We start from the raw sequence: 23582 nt of genomic DNA on the forward strand, positions 1-23582 counted from the left end.
GATGGGTTGGTTTTTCGTATTTTGTGCTGCAATTAGTGAAATAGTCGGTGTGATAGGACTTAAAATGTATAGTAAAGATAAAACATTAGCCAATGGTGCGATTTATATAGGCGGGTTTGCTACATCCTTCGCATTCTTGTATACATCTTTCTTATTTTTACAAGTCAGTGTCGCGTATGCGGTTTGGATCGGTATTGGAACAGCAGGTGCCGTTTTATTAAACATGTTCTTGTTTGGGGAGTCGAAAAGTAAAGCGCGTATTATTAGTGTGTTTCTTATTGTATGTGGAGTGACAGGATTAAAGGCACTTTCTTAAAGATATATTGTATTTCTATCTCCTAATTGTTTATTAGGAGATTTTATTATAAAAAAAATGATTTCCTCTTAGAGTTCACTATCATTGACAGTACAATCAATTATCTTATAAAATGAGTGACAGTCATTCAATATGCGTGTGAAAGGGTTTAGATGATGAATAAAAAAGAGAAAATTGTCTATGCAGCTATTGAAGTGTTTCAGGAAAAGGGCGTCGAAAAAACGAAGATTTCTGATATCGTGAAATTAGCTGGCATTGCGCAAGGAACTTTCTATTTATATTTTCCTTCTAAGCTATCTGTTATGCCTGCAATAGCAGAAGTGATGGTTGAAAAGATGATACTTGCAGTGAAAGAGAAAGTACAAAAAGATGTACCTTTTTCAAATAAAGTGGCACAAGTAATCGATGCGGTGTTTCAATTTATAGAGGAATATCGTGAAATACAAGCTTTAATGTATGCAGGTCTTGCATCTACAGAACATATAAAAGAGTGGGAAGCTGTGTATGAGCCTCTTTATATGTGGTTAAGCGAATTTTTAAGTGAGGCGAAAGAAGCTGGTGAAATTCGTGATTCGGTTCACGCAGAGCGAACAGCGAAGTTATTTATCGCTCTAGTTGAATCAGCAGCGGAACAAGTTTATTTATATGATCATAAAGATGATGAGCAAGTGGATTTGCAAAAGGCAGAAGTACTAGATTTTTTAACACATGCACTACATATAAAGAAGTAGTAAGATGAACCTGTCTGAAAAGGTAGGTTCATTTTTGAGGAAAACTGAATGATAGTCATTCACCTAATGCTTATGTATGTGTGGAAGGATAGAGTGAAATTCTAATGAGTGGAGGCATCCTCACTCATTACTAGCCCGTAAAGAGCAGGATAAAGAAAAAGCTTCTTGGGCATTATTTTTTGAGAGGAACTTACGGGAAGAGGTGTTAGAAAGTGAAGAAACCGATAAAAGAACAAAAGATGGTATTGGTCATTCTTTTGAGTAATATATTTATCGCTTTTTTAGGGATTGGATTAATCATTCCGGTTATGCCGTCCTTTATGAATGATATGCATTTAACAGGGAAGACGATGGGATATCTCGTTGCAGTGTTTGCAATGGCACAGCTCATTACTTCACCTATTACAGGCCGGTGGGTTGATCTTTACGGTAGAAAGAAAATGATAATCATTGGATTATTTATTTTTGGTGTTTCAGAGCTTCTTTTTGGATTAGGAAAAGATGTATGGATGCTTTATGTAGCAAGGGTATTAGGCGGAATTAGTGCTGCTTTTATTATGCCTGGTGTTACGGCATATGTTGCGGATATTACATCTATTCAGGAACGTCCAAAGGCGATGGGATACTTATCTGCGGCTATTAGTACTGGATTCATTATAGGGCCTGGAATCGGCGGATTTATTGCAGAATACGGTATACGTGTGCCATTTTTCGTTGCAGCAGCAATTGCTTTTATAGCATGTGTGATTTCAATCTTTATTTTAAAAGAACCGTTAACGAAAGAAGAACTTGCAGAGATTTCTTCTAATACGAAAGAATCAAGTTTTATTGGTGATTTAAAGAAATCATTACATCCAATGTATGCAATTGCATTTATTATCGTATTTGTACTCGCATTCGGATTATCGGCGTATGAAACTGTGTTTAGCTTATTCTCAGATCATAAATTTGGTTTCTCGCCGAAAGATATTGCAGCAATTATTACAATCAGTTCAATCTTTGGGGTAGTTGTGCAAGTATTTATGTTTGGCAAATTGGTAGACATGTTCGGTGAGAAAGTATTAATCCAAATATGTTTAATTGTAGGTGCAGTATTAGCATTCGTCTCAACTGTAGTCTTTAATTATTGGATTGTACTTCTCGTTACTTGCTTCATTTTCTTAGCATTTGATTTACTTCGTCCAGCTTTAACGACGTTTTTATCAAAAGCAGCTGGAAAAGAGCAAGGATTCGTTGCTGGGATGAACTCGACTTATACGAGTTTAGGAAATATCGCAGGACCAGCGATGGGCGGAATATTATTTGATATGAACATTCATTACCCATATGCATTTTCAGGAGTTGTTTTAATAGTTGGTCTCGCTATTACATTTATGTGGAGAGAGAAACAGTTGGCTGAAAGTTTTGCGAAGTAATGAAGCCCCTTACGACTGTAAGGGGTTTTTGTTTTATAAACTTAACCCAAACCGTTTTAATTCAATAAAAATCCCCTCTAATTGCTTTCCTTTATCCGTTAATGTGTACTCTACACGAGGCGGAACTTCTGGATATACTTTTCTCGTTATAATGCCTTGAGACTCTAATTCTTTTAGTCGAAGCGATAATGTTTTTGGACTAATCCCATTCATTGATTTTTGTAAATCACTAAAGCGTAATGTTCCTTCGATAAGAAGATCACGAATGATTAAAAACGTCCATTTTGTACTAATTACATCAAGCGTTTTAGCGATAGGACAAGGTATGCCAGGTAAACCTTTCGTTAATTCAACTGGATCTATATTGTTCATGGAACTAGCCTCCATAAAATTTTTTTGATGAATTTGCTTTATAGTATCACAAAACTATACTTTTGGTAACTATATGAAAAAAATATCACTACTTCCATAAAGGAAGTTAGTGCATATACAATAGCAATACGGAACAAAAAGGATTTATATAAGGAGGTGGTGATTTCCATGGGGATAAAAAAGTTACTTGGATTTCTTAGTTTGTTTGTTATTTGTATTGTGCTTGTAGCATGCGGCGCGGAACAAAAAGGTGAAGTTCAGTTATTAAAAGAAATGCCAAGGCCAAAAGCAATGACAATTGATCCCTCACTAAGTAAAAAAGAAGCGACAGAAATGGTTCATGCGGCGCAGCGTTTTTATGCATTTTGGGATACAGGTAAGGAGGAACTTATTCCGCAGACTGTTACTGAAAATTTTTTCGATAATACATTGCCGAAAGGGCGACCACAAGGCATTGAAGGATTAAAGTTTGCAGCGCAAAATTTTCGTAAAGTTGTGCCTGATATACATTGTGAGATTGAAGACTTATTAGTTGTTGGTGATAAAGTAACAGCCCGTCTTTTTTTTACAGGAATGCATAATGGTAAGAAAATTAATTTTTTTGCAATTGATATTTTACATGTGAAAGACGGAAAGATAACGGAAGATTGGCATTTAGAAGATAATCTTACACTACAGCAGCAACTCGGCTTAATAGCCGAAGAGTAGATCATATAGGGGAGAGAAAAACGATGAAAAATATATTTATTATAAATGGACATGAAAAATACGGTACAAAGGAAGGACGATTAAATAGAACGTTAGTAGATTATATGGTTACTGTATTAGGCGAGAATCATCATGTGAAAACAACAACGATTCAAGATGGTTACAATATTAAAGAAGAACAAGATAAGTTTTTATGGGCCGATGTTGTTATTTATCAAACACCGATTTATTGGTTTAGTGTACCGGGCTTATTTAAAACGTATATGGATGAAGTATATGAATACGGTTTGTTCTTTAAAGGTGCAGATGAATATGGAACAGGTGGTTTATTAAAAGAGAAAGAGTATATGTTCTCTACAACTTGGAATGCACCTGAAAAAGCATTTGGAGATAAGACGAAGTTCTTTGAAGGAGAAAGTTTAGAATCAGCGCTTAGTCATTTACACCGCGTGCAAAAGTTTCTCGGTATGAGTCCGTTAAAGAGTTTTGCTTGTTATGATGTGGTGAAGAATCCGGATATAGAACAATATTTATTGAACTTGAAAGATCACTTAGATAGAGTAATTAAATAATAGTTTATATTTGTATGTGAAGAAGGTACTACTAAGGATGTAGTACCTTCTCCTTTTATAAAAACTCACACTTTAATGCGTGGATGGCTGTATCCATAACTTCGCAAAATTTGCCCAACCAAATGAATCAATTGTTACGTTTTTTAAAGAAGGAGGATATGTTTTTCTTTTTAAAACGTGATAGTTAAATAAAATGATGTGTTCTGCTTGTAAAAACTCTTCAATCTCATACATGAGTTCATAACGCTTTTCTTTATTTTCTTCTAGTAAAAATGTATCTAGTAAACAGTTAATTTGTTTTTCGTAGTGCGGGTCCATGAACCGATTTACGAAGCAACTTTTATTTTTAAATACATTTAAGAATGCAATTTCATGATTGGCAGCAAAGACTTCTCCCATGAAAATAATATCAGCATGTTTATCAATAGAGCGATCCATATAATCTGAAACGGGAAATGGGTGAAGCTCTACTTGTATACCTAAACTTTCACATCGTTCTTTTAAGAAATATGCATCATTTGCACTATCTTTAAATGCGAAGAAGTAAATATGTATCGTTTCTCCATTATATGTACTCTTTTTCAAATACTCTTTTGCTTTTTCTAAAGAGTAGGATCTTCTTGTTGCAAGGCGGCTTCTATCAGGGAAGAAGCTTGATGCAGCAATTGTTCGTCTACCCTCTATGCTACGAAGTATCGTTTCAACATCATATAGTTCTCTCCAAGCCTTTCGAAAGTAAATATCGTGATGAGGACCAGGTTTTGTAAAGTTGAAGCTAGCATAAATACAACCTATTTCTTCTATTTGTATATCATGCCTTTCATTTTCCTCTTCGTTTGGTAGTTCATAATCAGCATCTATTTGCACATGGTCAGGAATACCCCAAAATTCAATACGGTCTAATAATGCGCGCTCTTTAAAATAATGAGTGAACGCTTCGAGTACGATATTATCTTCAGAGTAATGAGCAAGTTTGAAAGGTCCAGTACCTATATAATGATGATTTTGAATACTCGTATCACGCGGTAAAATTGCGAGCTGCATGGAACTTACATAGTGTAAGAAAAATAAATTTGGTTTTGCTAAATGAAATCGAATTTGCAGTGGTGATGGCGTTTCAATTTGAACAATTTCTTCTGTTAACCATTCGAAAGGAGAGTGAACCTCTTTTAGTCTTTCAAATGAAAATTGTACATCTTTAGAAGTTAAAACTGTTTCGTTATGAAAATATACATCCTTTCGTAAATAAAAAGTCCACGTAAGCCCGTCTTCACTTAATTCCCACGTATGCGCAATGTGTGGTTCCATTTTTTCAGTAACATCGTTATAGACGACTAACGTATCAAAAATTTGACTCGTAAGATGGCTCTCTGTAGTTACAGCCACAAAAGCCGGATCTAATGGGAATATCTTTCTCGATATAGGAATCTTTAATACGTCGTACATATCATTTGAAGGTTCGTATCCAAAATGATGATGTAGTTTATTTTCTATCTTTTTTTGAAGTGCGAGGGGGAGGGGTTCTTTTAAAAGAAGAAAGATATCTTTTAATTTTTCTTGCGCTAACAGGTCATCTGTATAGGACTCAATCGCTTCTACGAAATTATGTATAAATAGAATTTCCGTTTTATTTCCGCGGCCTCGTCCTGGAGTCCAGCGAATTAATTGTTCCTCGCTCATTTTCTTTAATAAAATCTTTACGTTTTTCGTACTGCAATATAAAACATCAGCTAATTCTTGTAAGCTATTTCGCATATGTTGTTGATCTTGTGCATGTAGTCTTAGTCTAATGTAATAGTCCATAATTTTCATATATACACTTCCTTCTATCTATAAAAGGGGAAACTCTTTAGAATATTCTAACCTTTTTCTTCCTTTTTTTCAAAGTAAAATAAGTAAGCATAAGGAGGGGGAAACAATGGGATTTTGGAGTATGCATCGAAATATAAAAATTAGAATTATAACTTCGTTTTTAACACGTACTGTGTCCACGATGATTTTTCCATTTATGGCGATTTATTTTTCAATAAAGTTAGGTAGTGCGGTTGCTGGTGCGTTACTACTCATTAATGTCATAGCTTCATTAGTAATTGGTTTATACGGTGGATATGTTGGAGACCGGCTTGGGCGTAAAAAGGTTATGATTATCGGTCAAAGTATACAAGTCATTTCTATTGCTTGTATGGGAGTTGCGAATTCGGATTATGTAGATTCACCGTGGTTAACATTTATCTTTATGCTAGTGAATAGTTTAGGATCTGGACTTATGAATCCTGCGACAGAGGCGATGTTAATTGATGTGAGTACACCTGAAAATCGAAAAGTAATGTACAGCATTAATTACTGGGCTATTAATTTATCCATTGCGATTGGAGCAATATTTGGTGGGTTACTATTTGAAAACTATAGATTGCAATTGTTTATCGTATTAACGCTTGTTGCAATTATTACTTTATATGTGATGGCTGTGTATATGGAAGAAGTGTATGTAGCACGAAAAACGGTGGAGAAGAAAAATGTATTAAAAAATATGGCAGATAGTTATAAAGTCGTGATGAAAGATAAAGCATTTTTAATTTTTTGTGCAGCGAGTATATGTACATTGTCTTTAGAGTTTCAAATTAATAATTATTTAGGTGTTCGCTTGCAGAAGGAATTTGAAACGGTGCACTTTTTATTCGGGAATGGTGTTACGTTTGATTTAACAGGGATTCGCATGCTGAGCTGGATTTCTGCAGAGAATACAATTTTAGTTGTGTTATGTTCAGCACTTCTTATTAAAATGCTGAAAAGCTTCAACGATTTGAAAATCTTATATGTAGGTTTATTCATTTATACAATTGGATTTACAATACTCGGAACGAGCAATAGCTTATGGATTTTATTAATTGCAGGGCTTTTCCAAACGGTAGGTGAGATGATGTATGTGCCAGTGCGTCAATCTATTATGGCAGATATGGTGCCAAATGAGGCAAGAGGTTCTTATATGGCGATTAACGGAATGGTCTTTCAAGTGGCAAAAATGAACGGGGCATTAGGTGTTATGCTAGGTTCATTTATTGCATCTTGGGGCATGAGTGCTCTGTACTTTATCGTTGGTATGAGCAGTATTTTACTATTTATGAAAGCGATAGGGAAAGAGAAGTATGAGGATGAGAGAAATGTTTCTCAAATTGGATGAAACTATATAAAAGCGAACCAGTTATACTGGGATTCGCTTTTTATATAATTTTTAGAACGGATCAACTTCAGCTAAATTTGGAGTAGTACTAGGCTGTAGCAAAAGATTTTTTAATGTGCCTACTTCAGAAAGCGTTACTAATATGTAGCCACTAATCAGTACAATTAGCCCAATAACGCGTAACGTTTGTAAGCTCACTTCATTATTATTCGTTTCCGTTGGATTTGGGGGCGTTGAAGGTGGATTGTTATTCATAAATAAGGCTCCCATCTTTTGTATTTATATATGTGCGAAATCATTATTTAACTTATGGATAGGAATTATATAGTCATTTTCACTATATGAGAACTGCCTATGAAAAGTGATAAGGAATTTTTGGGCGAGAAAAGGGGGGAATCCAAAAGATTATTAAAACTGAACTTTTGGATTCCCCTCTTTTTATTTATCTTGCTATTTGTGGTGGTCGGATTGCCTGTAAACGGCCAGTTGGTGAGGGCTAATTAATCAGTAGGGGATGAATAAAACCCCAATGATTAACTATTTTCATGTAAATAAAAGGAGGGTAGTTATCCTAATATACGCAACGATTCTTCAATAAACGCTGGGATGTCCTCTGGCTGTCTACTTGTTACTAGCTGATTTTGACATACGACAACCTCTTTGTCATGAAAGTTCCCGCCGGCATTTTTCAAATCGACTTCAATAGATTTATATCCAGTGACATCACGTCCTTCAAGTGTTTGTGCAGTGATGAGTAGCTGAGGTCCGTGACAAATAGCGAAAACAGGTTTTTCCGCATCCATAAATGCTTTACTAAAGCGAACAAAACGTTCATCTGCACGAAGTATATCTGGAGAAAATCCACCCGGTATGAAGAGGGCATCAAAGTTCTCTGGGGAAACATCATCAATACTTTTATCAATCACGACTTCACTTTTTCCTTGCTTACCGTGTACTGTTTTCCCTTTTTCCATTTCAATAGTTGTTAATTCATATCCCTTTTGTTTAAAAGCTTCTACTGGCTCTGTGTATTCTGTATCCTCGAAATAATCCGTTATTACAATAGCAATTTTTTTACTCATTCTAATCCGCTCCTTATATTATCGGTTCCAGAATCTTCCTTGGGCAATGCCTTCTATAAATGATTCAATTGAAGTGTTTGTTAAGTTATAAACTCCTGCTCCATCCAGTTTAATCTTACTATGGTCCAAAGCATGAGGATTACTAAGGACATGAGCTATCGGTTTAAAATGTTTAAAAGTAGTTTCTGCAAATTCTAAAACAGGGGGTTGAATGACAGACTCACTACTAAACACTAATACTGCATCAAAAAGGGAGGAGTCTGTTGTTGTATAAGTATCAGTTACTTTAATGGAATCATTGAACTGATAAATTTTATTATCTATGATGCTATAGTTAATTCGGTGTTGTACAAAAGCTTGAATCCATTCGGACAGAAGTGAGACGCTTGGGTCACCATTTAATAGAATTGCAACATTTTTGGAATCAGATTTAAAAATAGTATTGGACATACTTAGTGCAGGTGATTTTGCATCTGAATTTACTTCGTGATTTTCCTTAGGTAAAGGAGCTCCAATAATGTTAGCGACTTCTTGTGCTAATTGACGATCGACGTGGTTTAGGAGAGCAATTACATTTGCCTTCACCATGTCTGATTTACACTTCCCAACTTCAAAGCAAAAAGCTTCTTTTATGTGCTGCTTTTCAATAGGGCTCATACTATTGTAGAAAAGTTTAGCCTGAGAATAAAAGTTAAGAAAGCTTTTACTGCGACCTCTAATTTTATGCCCATCAATCTTTTCTTGATAATGTTCATATCCTCCTTGTTCGGCTTGGACGGTTGCAGGTTGATTGTTATTTAATCCATTAGGATGATAGCTTGTTTGACCGCGATGAATCTGCATTTGATGCATACCATCACGTTGATTATTATGAAAAGGACATACGGGCTGATTAATAGGGATTTGATGGAAATTAGGGCCCCCTAAACGAGATAATTGTGTATCTGTATAGGAGAATAATCTTCCTTGCAGAAGAGGGTCATTTGAAAAATCAATACCTGGTACGACATGACCAGGGTGAAAAGCTACCTGCTCTGTTTCAGCAAAGAAGTTATCAACATTTTTGTTCAATGTCATTTTACCAACTAATTTTACGGGAACTTCTTCTTCTGGCCATAATTTCGTTGGATCTAAAATATCAAAATCAAATTTATGTTCATCTTCTTCTGGAATTAATTGTAATCCAAGCTCCCATTCAGGATAATCCCCTTTTTCAATTGCTTCATATAAATCTTGACGATGAAAATCAGGATTTTTCCCAGCAATCCTTTGAGCTTCATCCCATACTAATGAATGAACCCCGAGGGTAGGTTTCCAGTGAAACTTTACGAAATGGGCTTTTCCTGCTGCGTTAATGAGTCGAAATGTGTGAACTCCAAAACCTTCCATCATTCGTAAACTACGCGGAATAGCTCGGTCGCTCATTTGCCACATGACCATATGAGTGGACTCAGGATTATGCGCAACAAAGTCCCAAAAGGTATCATGAGCGCTAGCTCCTTGAGGAATATCATTATGTGGTTCTGGTTTAACTGCATGGACAAAATCAGGAAATTTAATAGCATCTTGGATAAAGAATACTGGCATATTATTACCCACTAAATCATAGTTTCCTTCATCTGTATAAAATTTTGTGGCGAATCCGCGTACATCTCTTACTGTGTCGTTGGATCCTTTAGAACCTTGAACGGTTGAGAACCGTACAAATACAGGTGTTTTCTTTGAAGGATTAGTAAGAAAATCTGCTTTCGTATATGTTTCTAAAGATTTATAAAGCTGAAAATAACCATGAGCGCCAACCCCGCGTGCATGAACAATCCTTTCGGGAATTCGTTCGTGATCAAAATGGGTCATTTTCTCGCGAAAGTGGAAATCCTCCATTAAGGTTGGGCCTCTTAAGCCCATCTTTAAAGAAAATTCATCTTCAGCTATTTTTACCCCTTGATTTGTTGTTAAAGCATGTTTGCATTGATTGTCAGTAACGTGATGCTTCAATTGTTCCGTTTTTTTATTCACAATATAGGCCCCTCCTTTACTCTGTTAATTTAATAGATACCCTTTGTATTAGTATGTAAACATGTATTATGATTTTTGTATGTAAAAATCATAATTAAACCCTAAAACATCAAGGGGAAGAAAGGGAGTTTGTATAGCACTCTATGCTTAAGAAAAACAGGAGTAACATACCTAAAGTTTTTAATTAAGTATGAACGATAGGTTTAACATTAAAAAATAAAAAAGCCAAGGAGAAAATTTATTTGCTCCTTGGCTTTTAAGATAATTCTTTTCGTTAAAATGCGGAAATTCTTTGCTTCGTTTTTGGTACAATAATAAATTTGATCCAGATTAATCCGATAATCATAATGATAAGACTATGTAAAAATTGTCCTGTAGCAATGAGTATAACAATTGAAAATACAATGAGTTGAATACTTAGCAATATAAAGATTAAGCTAAGAAATTGCTTCATCCTTTCTTCAGTATGGGTTGGATATAATGCTACAATAATATTTCCCGAAAAATATTTCCATAGTGAACGAAGCTGCATAGAGATCATATATAAAACGATGTAAGCGATAGCGCCTTTTACGTATATATTTGGTATGAAATATAAGGCGAAAGCACCGATCAATCCTAAGCGAATATATATACCGAAATAATCATTTCCACGTAAAAATGCTAGTGTATGTAAGTAGAAGAAAGTTGCTCGTTTTTTATGTAATAAAGGTTCAATCCAATTTGTAAGCCATTTTCTTTTATTTACTTGTTTATTCAGTTGCGGAACATCTGTGAAAATGCTAGCAAATTGATAAAAACGAACGTTCATTTTTTCTTCTTGCTCGATTATGTAATCCCACGGTATTCGTTTTGTAGGCTGTTTTTTCGTATATAGAAGTAGGAAAGCAAGTAGTAAGAGTAGTCCGCCCAATATGAGAACATTTGCGGAATAAAACAGCATGTAAATGATTAGGGCGTTACAAGTAATACGAATGATTAGCCATATATTTTTTTCGTGACTATCACGCCACATCCAATGTATGTACATGTTCCAGGCTTTCGTAATCATTAACACGATAAAGATTGTACATAAAAAAGGTACCGTTAATTGTAATGATTGCATAGCAAGTGGAACGAGAATAAGGAACGTAAATAACAATGGGAAAAGCTGAATGATGTAATTGTATAGAAGAGATTTTTTGAAATAAGATGTTAATTTCTCTTCTAGTGCTAGTAAATAGACAGCATCAGGTTTTTGAATAAATGTACGGATAGGGCATCTCGTTATAATGAATGTAAGTACAATCGTTATAATTATTAAAGATATTCCTTTAGAAGGAGATGCTTTTAGAAACTGAGCATAATAATATGCACCAACGCATGAAATAAAGATAAAGCTATATAGTAAACCGTTAATCATACGTGCAAAGTATGTAATGATATTTTGAATATGTTGTTGGAAGCGACTGCTCCATAGCGATTCGATTGACATGTTTTTCACCTCTTTGTTCTATTATATATGTTTTACAAAAGAAAAAACGAGCAAATTGCGTTATGCAACTTGCCCGTTTTTCTTTTCGTTATTTTTTTTCTGATCACGATTCATTAATGGATAGAAAGCAAATCCAATTACGAATAAACCAATTCCGAGAAGGAACGTTTTTATATCGGATGCGCCGGTTTTAATAACCCATAGTGCGTAGCAAAGTGCGATAACTGCGACTATGCCATCTGTAATTCTTGCCCGCATTTCATTTTTATATGTTTCACCAGTTGCGACTAGTTTTAACTGGAAGATTGGTGAAACGAGATATGGAATGAGGTAGGCCAGTGTTGATACGGTAATAACGAATGTATAAGCTTCCGCAATGGTTCCTGATAATGTTGAGAATAGGAATACTTGCGACATAATGTTTGTTAATCGTAATGAGTAAATTGGACTTCCTTTTTTATTTGTTTTCGTGAAGAAGGAAGGGAAGAAACCTTCTTTTGCTGCTTGATAAGGTACTTCTGAGCTTAATAAAATCCAGCCTAAGATAGAACCGAACAGGGAAGTAAGAGCAAGTAATGCCATCAGTTTCCCGCCGCCATGACCCATTGCAGCGTTTAGTGCATCTGCTAATGGACGTTCAGAAGCTTGTAATTTATCAACGTGAAGTACACCCATTGTTAAAATTGTAATTCCTAAGTAAATCGCAACTGTAATAAGTAATCCCGCAACTGTTGCACGTTTTACCGTTTTTGGAGAAACAGCACGGTTTGATAAAAGAACGGCTGATTCAATTCCGATAAACGCCCAAAGCGTTGTAAGAGCAGCTAAATTTACTTGTGAAAGAAGACCGTGTGATGCACCTGATTTATCAATCATCGGTGTGTACCATTGTCCAAACTTAGAAGCTTCGAATGCAAATAACGTAACGACGATGAATAAAAGGAATCCAGTTACTTTCGTTGTTGTTGCTAAGAAGTTTAGTTTTCCAGCTCCGCTTACACCGTTTGTTAATATAATATGAGTTCCCCAAAGTAAGATGGAACAAATCGTAAATGTAATTAGTTTTCCGACTTCTACGTTAAACGAGCCGATTGAAAATAGTAGTCGCGTATCTTTCATAATTGGGAAGAAGAGTGATAAATATCCCGCAAATGATGTAATGATGGCAACGTTACTTGCCCAGTTTGCAACCCAATATCCCCATACCATACTGAAGCCAGCCATTTTTTTCTTTTTTGGTGTTGAGAATAAAGCATATGCATGACTTTGTGGCCCTGTCGTTAAATCAGGACGACGAATTGCTAAATTACCGAAAACAAGAGCTAGCATTAAAACACCAAACCCTGTAGTTAACCAAGCTAAAGTGACACCGAGTGGGCTTGCTGTTTGTGCCAACGTACTTGGCACCATGAAAATACCAGCGCCAACCATGTTACCGACAACGAAAGCTGTTAGTACCCAAAAGCCCCATTTTTTTTGTTGCATAGAAAATACCTCCAAAGTTAGTATAACCAAGTCAAGCGAGGAGATATGTATGTCTTCCTGAGTCAGGAAGAGAAGTCCCAAACAAAACAAAAAAAGCACGTAATTTGCCGCTACATGCTTTCTATCTTATAAGAAACCCACGACATACCTCTCGATAGCTCTCCACAAACGAAACGTTTGTGACAGTTCTGCACTTATTAAATGCAGACCCAGCAAGCGTGCATGGTGGACACGACTTACTTCGGCAACCATTCCTTTCTCATTCCTTCATCAATGCCACTACATCTCCTGAAATGATACTCTTAATGATTGCAACCTCTACCTCACCGAGATACGAATGAGGATTTAAATATTAAATTAACGTCTTTAAGAGTAACAAATGAATTTTTATAAGTCAATGGATATAGTAATAATCAGATTATAGAGAAGAGTTTGTGATTAAAAGTAAGAGGGATTGTTATGTGATATTTGAATTTTCGTAATATAATACATGTTATTAGCGCTAGATGATTGAAAAGGGGATGAAGTAAATGTCTGTATGTCATAAACATTCAGTAATAGGTGTGCTAGATTCGGGAGTTGGAGGATTAACAGTTGCGAGCGAAATTATAAGACAATTGCCTAAAGAAAGCATTTATTATATTGGTGATAATAAGCGTTGTCCGTATGGGCCAAGAAGTGTAGAGGAGGTGCAATCTTTCGTATTTGAAATGGTTGAGTTCCTCAAACAGTTTCCATTAAAAGCGCTAGTCGTAGCATGTAATAATGCTGCAGCTGCTGCAGCTGCTGCATTGAATGCGCTGCAAGAAGCACTTTCCATTCCAGTTATTGGCGTTATACATCCAGGAGCAAGAGCGACAATTAAAGTTACAAAGAAAGGGGAAATCGGGGTAATTGGAACTGTAGGTACGATAAAATCTAATATGTATGAAAAAGCATTACACGAGCTGGATACATATTTGGAAGTGCATAGCTATGCTTGCCCGACTTTAGCCACAGTTGTAGAAAATCAATTAGAAGATACAGCATATGTCACGCAGCAAGTGAAACAAGCTTTACTTCCATTAACGAAAGAAGATATAGATACGTTAATTCTTGGATGTACGCATTATCCACTTTTAGAGTCCTATATAAAAAAGGAACTAGGAGAAGACATAACGATTATTAGTTCTGCAGAAGAAACAGCGATAGAGTTAAGTACCATTTTACAGCACAAAGGAATTTTGTCTGACAATCTGAATCCGAAGCATCGCTTTTTTACAACGGGATCTGTTTTATCATTTGAACATATCGCTGAGCGATGGCTAGGGTATCAAATTTCTGTAGAATGTGTACATTTGCCTATGAAAAATGCGTGTATACATAATTAAGATTTAGTAAATTACTTTTTTTAATAAATGAGGTTCGTTTCATAAGAAGGAAAGAATAAGCTTTTAATTGAAGTGTTTAAGGGCAGTTCAATTAAAGGGGAGATTGGATTATGGAATTATTAAGATCTCAATTATTTGCTTTAGAGTATATTTCAAAATATGCAGAGAACGAAAAACGTGGGGCTAAAGCAACGATTAATCATATACTTAAAATGTCTAATATTACAGATGAAATATTTGAAGAAGCTGTCGCTAATTTAAAATCTCATGCAAGGATTGCTTTACACTTTCATCCAGACAGACTAGATTCGAATATGAAAAGTGTTGCTGAAGCACTGTTTGAGCAAGGAGTATATAAAAGTCAGTTTGAAACATTGCTATCTAATGGAAGCGTATCTGCTTACCCTGGTGGTGAACGTGACCTTTGGGAAAAAAGAATATTTGGAGGAGCATATCAATTAGAAGGCGTAACAAATAATCAACGGCCAAAATATGGAGCGCTAAATTTAATGTTACATCCAGATGGGCCGGCTCCGCGTTTTGGTTCCTGTTATTTTCTCTTATCTTCAAAAGTTTCTTCGCGCTCTACATATACGTATTTAGATTCGCATCAAGATCCGAAAGAAAAGGGGACTTATGAGGAGTTTGATATGATTTTAGCTGCTCTTTTGGAAGAGACATTTGTAAGAGATTTTGCAATTGGTGAAGGAAATTTGACTCCAACAATATTAATTAATCATTTACTGGCTAACCTGAAAAGGCCGTTTATAGATGTAGTAAGCAAAGAGCCAGCCCGTAATCTTAATCATTATATTGAAGCGCAGATTCATGGAGAGATTTCTCTTAAAGAAGACGTGGAGGCGCTTGTTGCAGATCCTTCATTTAAGGGTACGGATGTAGGAAGGGTTTTAGAAGAAATTTGCCTGAAGTATGCGATTGATTTGTATTGGCACATCGGTTTTGTACTTGCGGTAGAAGAAGTTCCGATGGATTTTAGAGGTTCAAAAATGCCATCTTTAGCAAGACGTATTGCACGGAATCATTGTATCGATGCAAATATAATCGGTTCTGCTGTAGCGGATTTGAAACGCAATCCATTATCTTGGAGTGATCGTGGAACTTATGAAGAAGTGCTTCAGGAATTAAAATTATTATGGCATGTTTTAGTTCGATTTGGAAAACCAAATCGGAAGTAGAACGAAATACTCCGTTTTCGGGAAGTATCTATATAGAAAAGAAGCTGATCTAAAATTAGATCAGCTTCTTTGTATAAGATTAAACTAAGTTTAATACAGTTACTTTTTCACGTGTCATAGACTCAAGGCTCTTACGAATACCTTGTGCGCCCATACCTGAACCTTTTACACCGATGAATGGGAAGTGGTCAGGGCCGCGCTCTGTGCGTCCGTTAATTTGAACAGAACCAGTTTCGATTTTGTTAGCAATTGCAAATGCTTTGTTAATGTCTTTAGTGAAGACACTTGCTTGCAGACCGAACTCTGATTTGTTAGCAATTTCAATTGCTTGCTCATCTGAAGAAACACGGATGATTGGAAGGATTGGGCCGAATGGCTCTTCCCAAGCAACTTTCATTTCTTCAGTTACGTGGTCGATTAATGTTGGGTAAATTAAGTTACGCTCACGTTTTTTACCGATAACAATCGTAGCACCTTTTTCTACAGCGTCGTCAACTAAACCTTGAACGAAGTCAGCAGATTTATCGTCGATTAATGGAACGATTGTGCTGTCTTGTTCTGGAGATCCAACTGATAGTTCAGCTACTTGCGCTTTTAATAAGCTAACAAGCTCGTCCGCTACGTTTTCGTGTACAAGTACACGTTTAATAGCTGTACAACGTTGACCAGAGTAAGAGAATGCACCGCTTACGATATGGTTTGCAGCATCTTGTAAGTCAGCATCTTCACGAACGATACCAGGATCTTTACCACCAAGTTCTAATACAAGTGGAATCATGGAAGCTTTTTTCGCTAAATGTTTACCTGTGTTTGTACCGCCTGTGAACGATACCATATTGATGCCTTCGTGTTCTACTAAGTAGTCACCAATTACAGAACCGCGTCCTGTCGCTACGTTTACAAGACCTTTTGGAAGGCCAGCTTTATGAAGTGCTTCAACCATTTTAATACCGCTAATTGCACCTTGAGTGGCTGGTTTGAAAATAACAGCGTTACCCATAATTAATGCTGGTGCAAGTTTTGCAGCAGATAAATTTACTGGGTAGTTAAACGGTGCGATTGCTAATACAACACCAAGTGGTGCGCGTTGGATAATCGCAAGTTTAGATTTTGTACCGCCCGGGAAGCTATCGCCCATCATGCTTTCTCCGTGCATATGTAAAGCTTCTTCGATTGTGTAACGAATGAAGTCAGCTGTACGAACAACTTCTTTCTTCGCATCTTTATATCCTTTACCGACTTCTTTCATAATGATATCGGCAATTTCATCTTGCATATTTACGAGCTCATCAGCCCATTTATATAAGTATTTTGCGCGATCTTGTAGAGAAGCTTCTGCCCATGATTTTTGAGCTTCTTTTGCAGATGCAATTGCTTCATCTACTTCTCCGCGAGTAATTGCTTGTACTTGTCCAATTACTTCGTGTAAGTATGGAGATGGAATTTCGATTGTTTCTCCTGAAGAGCTTTCTCTCCATTCTCCGTTTAAATAAAATTTGTACGTATTGCTAGTTGTCATGATTAGTCCTCCTAAAATAGCAACTTGTAAGAGTGAGTATAAGGTGATTGTAGGGGGTTTGATAACATTTTTCAAATGAAATGTTTGTGAAAACGATTTCTTATTCTTTTTTTATTTTGTATGCCCTTTCTTACAGAACATTCCCTTATTTCAAAATGGTGTATCATATATTTTTATTTAAAGTGTGAAAAAAATAATTGACAGAATACTCAATAAAGTTGTAAGATTATAAATGGAAAATAAATGAAAGGGGTGTGCGTAATGATTGTAATCGTAAATGTAATGGGCTTAGCTCTGTTAAATGGCAGAAAACATTTATATCATTACGCAACCCGTGCGGATATATAGGGCATCTTTGTCTTATAAGAAGCGTACGTTGCGTATATCGTAACGTACGCTTTTATGCATTCCTGTGCATATCGTCAAGCGGCGGTATGCTTTTTTTTGTTTATTTTCCCTTGTTTAGTTCCGATAAAAAACTTTGGAAGGTGGAAAAATGTGATGAGATTGTATGGGTTACGAAATGTAAATGTGATAGGTCTGGATAGTGGATAAAGAAATGAGAGGTAAACGAGAACGAGAAGGGAGAGGTTACATTGTTATCAGTATTACTAAAGCTAAAATGGTTTTTTAGGGAGCACTGGAAGAGATATAGTATTGCCATTGGAGCTCTTTTAATTGTGAATATAGTTGAAGTGATTCCCCCGAAAGTGTTAGGGGTTACGATAGATAACATAAAAACAGGAACGTTATCGAACGAAGCTATTATACAGTCTATTCTTATTTTAATAGGGGTTACGATCGTTGGATATGGCCTCACTTTCGTATGGCAACATCAATTGTTTGGCGGTGCATTCGTACTTGAGAAAACGATGCGCTCTAAATTTATGGGGCATTTACTTAAGATGACGCCGACTTTTTATCAAAAAAATCGTACTGGTGATTTAATGGCGAGAGCGACAAATGATTTGAAAGCAATCGCTATGACAGCTGGTTTTGGTATATTAACGCTTGTGGATTCTAGTTTATATATGCTTACGATTGTCTTTATGATGGGATTTACAATTAGTTGGGAGCTTACATTTGCAGCGCTTATTCCGCTTCCAATTATGGCGTATGCGATGAATATATATGGAAAGAAATTGCATGAAAGATTTACCGTTGCGCAAGATGCGTTTGGTGATATGAACGATAAAGTGCTTGAATCAATCGCTGGTGTGCGTGTTATTCGTGCATATGTACAAGAGAATGCAGACGAGGAAAGATTTCATCATTTAGGAGATGACGTCTACGAAAAAAATATGAAGGTAGCAAAGATTGATGCATTATTCCAACCAACTGTGAAAATGCTTGTCGGTCTTAGTTATTTAATCGGCTTAGTGTACGGTGCATACCTTGTGTTCCAGTCAAAGGTGACGCTTGGTGAACTCGTTTCTTTTAACGTGTATTTAGGGATGATGATTTGGCCGATGTTTGCAATTGGGGAACTAATTAATGTTATGCAAAGAGGAAATGCTTCGCTTGACCGTGTGAATGAAACGTTAGCGTATGAGCCAGATGTAAAGAATCCGAAACATCCAAAGCTTGTGCAAGAGCCGGATTATATTCAGTTTGATGATGTGTCTTTCTCATATCCTTCATCAACTGAAGAAAATTTAAAAAAGGTTTCTTTCACATTAAAGCAAGGAGAAACGCTAGGGGTTGTCGGAAAAACAGGAAGCGGGAAAACGACGCTTGTACGTCAGCTTCTTCGCCAATATCCGCTTGGAGATGGAGATATTGCAGTTTCTGATGTGACGTTAGATAAAATGACGAATGAAAATGTACTCGGCTGGATTGGTTATGTACCGCAGGAGCATATTTTGTTCTCAAAAACAGCGCGAGAAAATATTTTATTCGGAAATAGGGAAGCGACTGAAGAAGAACTAGAGAAAGCAATTGAAATTGCTGCGTTTAAAAAGGATTTAGAGTTTTTACCAGAAGGGTTAGAAACGCTCGTTGGAGAGAAAGGTGTTTCTTTATCAGGAGGGCAAAAACAAAGGATCTCGATTGCACGAGCTGTTATTCAAAATCCAGAAATTTTAATTTTGGATGATTCTTTATCAGCTGTAGATGCTCGTACGGAAGCAGCGATCATTGAAAATATAAGAACGGAAAGAAGCGGAAAGACGACGATTATTACGACGCATCGTTTATCTGCAGTGCAACATGCGGATTGGATTCTCGTTATGGATGAAGGTGCAGTTATAGAAGAAGGTACGCATGATCAGCTTATCCAAAAGGGAGGCTGGTATGCTGAACAGTTTGAAAGACAACAAGGTGAAAGTGAAAGTGCGGATAGTGGGGTGAAAATATGAGCGTTTCAAAACGATTGTTTCAATACGCGATGAAAGTGAAAGGGACGATTTTTGCTGCGATGTTAATGTTATTTATTTTCGTCATCGCAGAGCTTGCTGGTCCTTTCGTTGCTAAAACGATGATTGATGATCATATCGTCGGGATAGAGAAACCTTGGTATGAAACAGAACAGAGTGAAGAAGCTGTTTCGTATAATGGCGCTTTTTATAAGCGAAGTGATCGCTTTGAACAAGGCGAGACAAAAGGTAAAGAAGTACGTGTGATACAAGTCGGTTTTCAATATTATTTTGTACCGAATAAAGTAAATGCGGAAGGGTCACGGACTGTAAAAGGGGATATGATTACCGTTCAAAATGGTAAGGCGGTGCAAGTTTATAAAGCGAAAGCATTAACAAAGGAAGAAGTATTTGCATTTTATAAGCCAGAAATAAACCGTCTATTATTACTTGGTGGTGGCTATTTCGCTTTATTAGTAGTCGTGTCATTATTTGCATACGGAAAGCAGTTCTTCTTGCAAAAGGCAGCGAACAAAATTATTCAAATTATGAGGGAAGATGTTTTTTCTCATATTCAAACGTTGCCAATTCGGTACTTTGATCATTTACCGGCGGGGAAAATTGTTTCGCGTGTGACGAATGATACAGAGGCCATTCGTGATTTATATGTAACGGTGCTGGCAACATTCGTTTCTAGTATCATCTATATTATTGGGATATTCGCTGCGTTATTTTTATTAGATGTGAAGCTCGCTTCATTATGTTTATTAATTATCCCAATTTTAATTGTTTGGGCGATTCTTTATAGAAAATACGCGTCTGTATACAATCATAAAATGCGCTCTCGTTTATCTGATATTAACGGAACAGTGAATGAATCCATTCAAGGGATGCCAATTATTCAAGCGTTCCGTCAAGAGCGTGAAACGAAAAAAGAATTTGAAGAATTAAATGGCGATTATTTTAAGTATCAAAATAAAATTTTAAATTTAAATGCAGCAACTTCGCATAACTTAGTAGCCGTATTAAGAAATATCGCTTTCACAGGAGTAATTTGGTATTTCGGCGGTGCGTCATTAACTGCTACAGGTATTATTTCACTTGGGGTACTGTATGCGTTCGTCGATTATTTAACACGATTATTCTCGCCAATTACGAATATGGTGAACCAGCTTGCAAACTTAGAGCAAGCGCGCGTTGCATCAGAACGTGTCTTTGAATTGTTAGAGGAAAAAGGGGAACCGGTAGAAGAAGAATGTATGCCTCGTTTAAAAGGAAATGTAAAATTTGATAATGTATCATTTTCTTATAATGGAAAAGATGAAGTGTTAAAAAATATTTCTTTTGAAGCGAAACAAGGCGAGACAGTGGCACTTGTCGGTCATACTGGATCAGGAAAAAGTTCTATCATGAATGTACTCTTTCAATTTTATGAGTTTGAAAAAGGAAAGCTTACGATTGATGGTCACGATGTAAAAGAGATGCCGAAACAAGCAACCCGTGAACATATGGGAATCGTACTGCAAGACCCGTTTCTTTTTAGTGGGACGGTCGCTTCCAATGTAAGCTTAGAAAATGAAAAAATTTCAAAAGAGCGCATTGTAAAGGCGTTACGTGATGTTGGTGCTGAAAGATTTGCGAACAATATAAATGAAGAAATTACAGAAAAGGGAAGTACGCTTTCCACTGGAGAACGTCAGCTTATTTCGTTTGCTAGGGCGCTCGCTTTTGATCCGGCTATTTTAATTTTAGATGAAGCAACGTCTAGTATTGATACAGAAACAGAGGCGATGATTCAACAAGCACTAGAAGTTGTAAAAAAAGGAAGAACGACATTTATTATCGCTCACCGCCTTTCAACGATTAAAAGTGCAGATCAAATTATTGTGCTCGATAGAGGAACCATTTTAGAAAAAGGCTCTCATGATGAACTCATGAAAAAGCGCGGGCGTTATTACGATATGTATAAAACGCAAATGGAAGGCAATCAGAGTGCTTAATATGCATGGAGGAGAACTTGTGATTTTCACAAGTTCTTTTTTATTGATGAACATGTCGACTCTTTAGCGAATTACGACAGTTAAATAAGAAGTATTGTTTTACCTTTTTCTCCATAAATGCTATATTAAAAAATGTTACTTATTTTTTGTATGTAGCGTTATTTTTCCCTTTTGTTTGATTATGAAGAAAAAGGATAAACTAAATAAGAACATTTTCATTGAAAAATTGTTCAAGATTGCATACAATCAATATAGTTTTTAAATTCCTATCAGAATACTTGGAGGATTACTATCATGAAGAAATTATTTTCAGTGCTTGCAGTAACTACATTAGCGATCGGGATTGTAGCCGGCTGCGGTAAAGAAGAGAAAAAAGATACAGCTAGTCAAGACGCGTTACAAAAGATTAAACAAAGCGGTGAACTTGTAATTGGTACAGAAGGTACATATCCACCATTTACGTTCCACGATTCAAGCAATAAATTAACTGGATTCGATGTTGAATTAGCAGAAGAAGTTGCAAAACGTTTAGGTGTAAAACCTGTATTTAAAGAAACACAATGGGATAGCTTACTTGCTGGCCTAGATGCAAAACGTTTCGATATGGTTGCAAACGAAGTTGGTATTCGTGAAGATCGTCAAAAGAAATACGATTTCTCTAAACCATATATTTCATCTTCAGCGGCATTAGTTATCGCAAAAGATAAAGATAAGCCTGCTACATTTGCTGATGTAAAAGGGTTAAAAGGAGCACAATCTTTAACGAGTAACTATGCAGATATTGCTAAGAAAAACGGTGCAGAAATCGAAGGTGTAGAAGGATTTAGCCAAGCGGCAGAATTATTAGCTTCAGGACGCGTTGATTTTACAATTAATGATAAGTTATCAGTATTAAATTATTTAGAAACGAAAAAAGATGCAAAAATTAAAATTGTAGATACAGAAAAAGAAGCTTCACAAAGTGGATTCTTATTCCGTAAAGGTAGCGATAAGCTTGTACAAGAAGTAGATAAAGCGTTAGAAGATATGAAAAAAGACGGTACGTATGACAAAATAACGAAAAAATGGTTCGGTGAAAATGTATCTAAGTAGTGCATTAGTTTCAGATCGATTGTCTACTTGGATAGATATTATGCAGTCTTCCTTCATGCCTATGCTGAAGGAAGCTGTTTTTACAACAATTCCATTAACGCTTATTACATTTATTATCGGTCTTATACTTGCGACGTTAACAGCGCTCGCACGTATTTCAGGTAGTCGTATTTTACAATGGATTGCTCGTATCTATGTATCTATCATTCGCGGAACGCCACTTCTTGTACAGTTATTTATTATTTTCTATGGTCTTCCAACTCTTAATATTGAAGTTGAGCCATATACAGCAGCAGTTGTTGGATTTTCATTAAATGTCGGTGCATATGCATCTGAAATTATTCGTGCTTCTATCCTTTCCATTCCGAAAGGGCAGTGGGAAGCAGCTTATACAATTGGGATGACATATCCACAAGCATTAAAACGTGTTATTTTACCACAAGCAACGCGCGTATCAATCCCGCCGCTTTCGAATACATTTATTAGCTTAGTGAAGGATACTTCATTAGCATCGTTAATTTTAGTAACAGAAATGTTCCGAAAAGCGCAGGAAATTGCGGCGATGAACTACGAGTTTTTAATTGTTTATTTTGAAGCAGGTCTTATTTATTGGGTTATTTGTTTCTTATTATCAATCGTACAACAGATGTTAGAAAAGCGTTCAGAACGCTACACATTAAAATAATCCTTTTACAAAAG

Annotated in this window: 20 protein-coding genes and 1 riboswitch; of the genes, 12 read left to right on the forward strand and 8 right to left on the reverse strand. The window is 36.2% G+C overall.

The window, feature by feature from the left end:
* Position 1: 1 nt before the first annotated feature.
* The 3 genes from V6946_RS04435 (at position 2) to V6946_RS04445 (ending at position 2462) form a co-directional block, all read left to right on the forward strand.
* On the forward strand, positions 2-316 hold the full coding sequence (locus tag V6946_RS04435) for a multidrug efflux SMR transporter (protein ID WP_000539671.1): 315 nt from the start codon (positions 2-4) through the stop codon (positions 314-316).
* 152 nt (positions 317-468) lie between these two features.
* A complete protein-coding gene (locus V6946_RS04440; RefSeq protein ID WP_002023345.1) occupies positions 469-1047 on the forward strand; it encodes a TetR family transcriptional regulator in 579 nt (192 codons plus the stop codon).
* Between the two features lie 212 nt (positions 1048-1259).
* On the forward strand, positions 1260-2462 hold the full coding sequence (locus V6946_RS04445; RefSeq protein WP_000742952.1) for a tetracycline resistance MFS efflux pump: 1203 nt from the start codon (positions 1260-1262) through the stop codon (positions 2460-2462).
* Between the two features lie 33 nt (positions 2463-2495).
* Here the strand turns inward: V6946_RS04445 and V6946_RS04450 are convergent, their stop codons facing one another.
* Entirely contained in the window at positions 2496-2834 is a 339-nt protein-coding gene (locus tag V6946_RS04450; protein ID WP_001059472.1) for a helix-turn-helix domain-containing protein, read from the reverse strand.
* Positions 2835-3002: 168 nt separating this feature from the next.
* Between V6946_RS04450 and V6946_RS04455 the strand changes: the two genes are divergently transcribed.
* Together V6946_RS04455 and V6946_RS04460 are read left to right on the forward strand one after the other, a co-directional pair.
* Complete coding sequence (locus tag V6946_RS04455; protein ID WP_000511570.1) at positions 3003-3542, forward strand: ester cyclase; 540 nt, start codon at positions 3003-3005, stop codon at positions 3540-3542.
* A 23-nt stretch (positions 3543-3565) separates the two neighbouring features.
* Positions 3566-4114 carry an NAD(P)H-dependent oxidoreductase gene (locus tag V6946_RS04460; RefSeq protein WP_006917044.1) on the forward strand — a complete coding sequence of 183 codons (549 nt, stop codon included), beginning with the start codon at positions 3566-3568 and terminating at the stop codon, positions 4112-4114.
* A gap of 72 nt (positions 4115-4186) precedes the next feature.
* Here the strand turns inward: V6946_RS04460 and V6946_RS04465 are convergent, their stop codons facing one another.
* Complete coding sequence (locus tag V6946_RS04465) at positions 4187-5926, reverse strand: SgrR family transcriptional regulator (protein ID WP_006917043.1); 1740 nt, start codon at positions 5924-5926, stop codon at positions 4187-4189.
* Between the two features lie 106 nt (positions 5927-6032).
* Between V6946_RS04465 and V6946_RS04470 the strand changes: the two genes are divergently transcribed.
* A complete protein-coding gene (locus tag V6946_RS04470; protein WP_366981613.1) occupies positions 6033-7295 on the forward strand; it encodes an MFS transporter in 1263 nt (420 codons plus the stop codon).
* A 51-nt stretch (positions 7296-7346) separates the two neighbouring features.
* Here the strand turns inward: V6946_RS04470 and V6946_RS04475 are convergent, their stop codons facing one another.
* The 5 genes from V6946_RS04475 to V6946_RS04495 form a co-directional block, all read right to left on the reverse strand.
* A complete protein-coding gene (locus V6946_RS04475) occupies positions 7347-7550 on the reverse strand; it encodes a hypothetical protein (RefSeq protein WP_001063866.1) in 204 nt (67 codons plus the stop codon).
* 311 nt (positions 7551-7861) lie between these two features.
* On the reverse strand, positions 7862-8377 hold the full coding sequence (locus V6946_RS04480; protein ID WP_006917041.1) for a type 1 glutamine amidotransferase domain-containing protein: 516 nt from the start codon (positions 8375-8377) through the stop codon (positions 7862-7864).
* Positions 8378-8395: 18 nt separating this feature from the next.
* Positions 8396-10393 carry a catalase gene (locus V6946_RS04485; RefSeq protein ID WP_006917040.1) on the reverse strand — a complete coding sequence of 666 codons (1998 nt, stop codon included), beginning with the start codon at positions 10391-10393 and terminating at the stop codon, positions 8396-8398.
* Positions 10394-10667: 274 nt separating this feature from the next.
* Complete coding sequence (locus V6946_RS04490) at positions 10668-11867, reverse strand: ABC transporter permease (RefSeq protein ID WP_006917039.1); 1200 nt, start codon at positions 11865-11867, stop codon at positions 10668-10670.
* Positions 11868-11927: 60 nt separating this feature from the next.
* Entirely contained in the window at positions 11928-13352 is a 1425-nt protein-coding gene (locus tag V6946_RS04495; RefSeq protein ID WP_001186301.1) for an amino acid permease, read from the reverse strand.
* 147 nt (positions 13353-13499) lie between these two features.
* Positions 13500-13681, reverse strand: a riboswitch (Lysine riboswitch).
* A gap of 201 nt (positions 13682-13882) precedes the next feature.
* Between V6946_RS04495 and racE the strand changes: the two genes are divergently transcribed.
* Positions 13883-14722, forward strand: a complete 840-nt coding sequence (gene racE / locus V6946_RS04500; RefSeq protein WP_406622248.1) for a glutamate racemase — start codon at positions 13883-13885, stop codon at positions 14720-14722.
* Between the two features lie 110 nt (positions 14723-14832).
* Positions 14833-15918 carry a DUF3626 domain-containing protein gene (locus V6946_RS04505; protein ID WP_366981609.1) on the forward strand — a complete coding sequence of 362 codons (1086 nt, stop codon included), beginning with the start codon at positions 14833-14835 and terminating at the stop codon, positions 15916-15918.
* A gap of 79 nt (positions 15919-15997) precedes the next feature.
* On the opposite strand, the gene gapN is transcribed toward V6946_RS04505, so the two are convergent.
* Positions 15998-17437, reverse strand: coding sequence for an NADP-dependent glyceraldehyde-3-phosphate dehydrogenase (gene gapN / locus V6946_RS04510; protein ID WP_006917036.1), 1440 nt, complete (start codon positions 17435-17437; stop codon positions 15998-16000).
* 596 nt (positions 17438-18033) lie between these two features.
* On the opposite strand from gapN, the gene V6946_RS04515 reads away from it, so the two are divergent.
* From V6946_RS04515 to V6946_RS04530, 4 genes are all read left to right on the forward strand, one after another.
* A complete protein-coding gene (locus V6946_RS04515; protein WP_000953783.1) occupies positions 18034-19794 on the forward strand; it encodes an ABC transporter ATP-binding protein in 1761 nt (586 codons plus the stop codon).
* Positions 19791-21791, forward strand: a complete 2001-nt coding sequence (locus tag V6946_RS04520; protein WP_006917035.1) for an ABC transporter ATP-binding protein — start codon at positions 19791-19793, stop codon at positions 21789-21791. The genes V6946_RS04515 and V6946_RS04520 overlap by 4 nt, the downstream gene beginning before the upstream one ends.
* 294 nt (positions 21792-22085) lie before the next feature.
* Complete coding sequence (locus V6946_RS04525; protein ID WP_000732840.1) at positions 22086-22883, forward strand: amino acid ABC transporter substrate-binding protein; 798 nt, start codon at positions 22086-22088, stop codon at positions 22881-22883.
* Entirely contained in the window at positions 22870-23568 is a 699-nt protein-coding gene (locus V6946_RS04530; RefSeq protein ID WP_000281497.1) for an amino acid ABC transporter permease, read from the forward strand. The genes V6946_RS04525 and V6946_RS04530 overlap by 14 nt, the downstream gene beginning before the upstream one ends.
* The last annotated feature ends 14 nt before the right edge of the window (positions 23569-23582 follow it).

This window comes from Bacillus sp. PPSBB_2 (genome assembly GCF_045291115.1).
GTDB classification, from domain to species: domain Bacteria; phylum Bacillota; class Bacilli; order Bacillales; family Bacillaceae_G; genus Bacillus_A; species Bacillus_A cereus.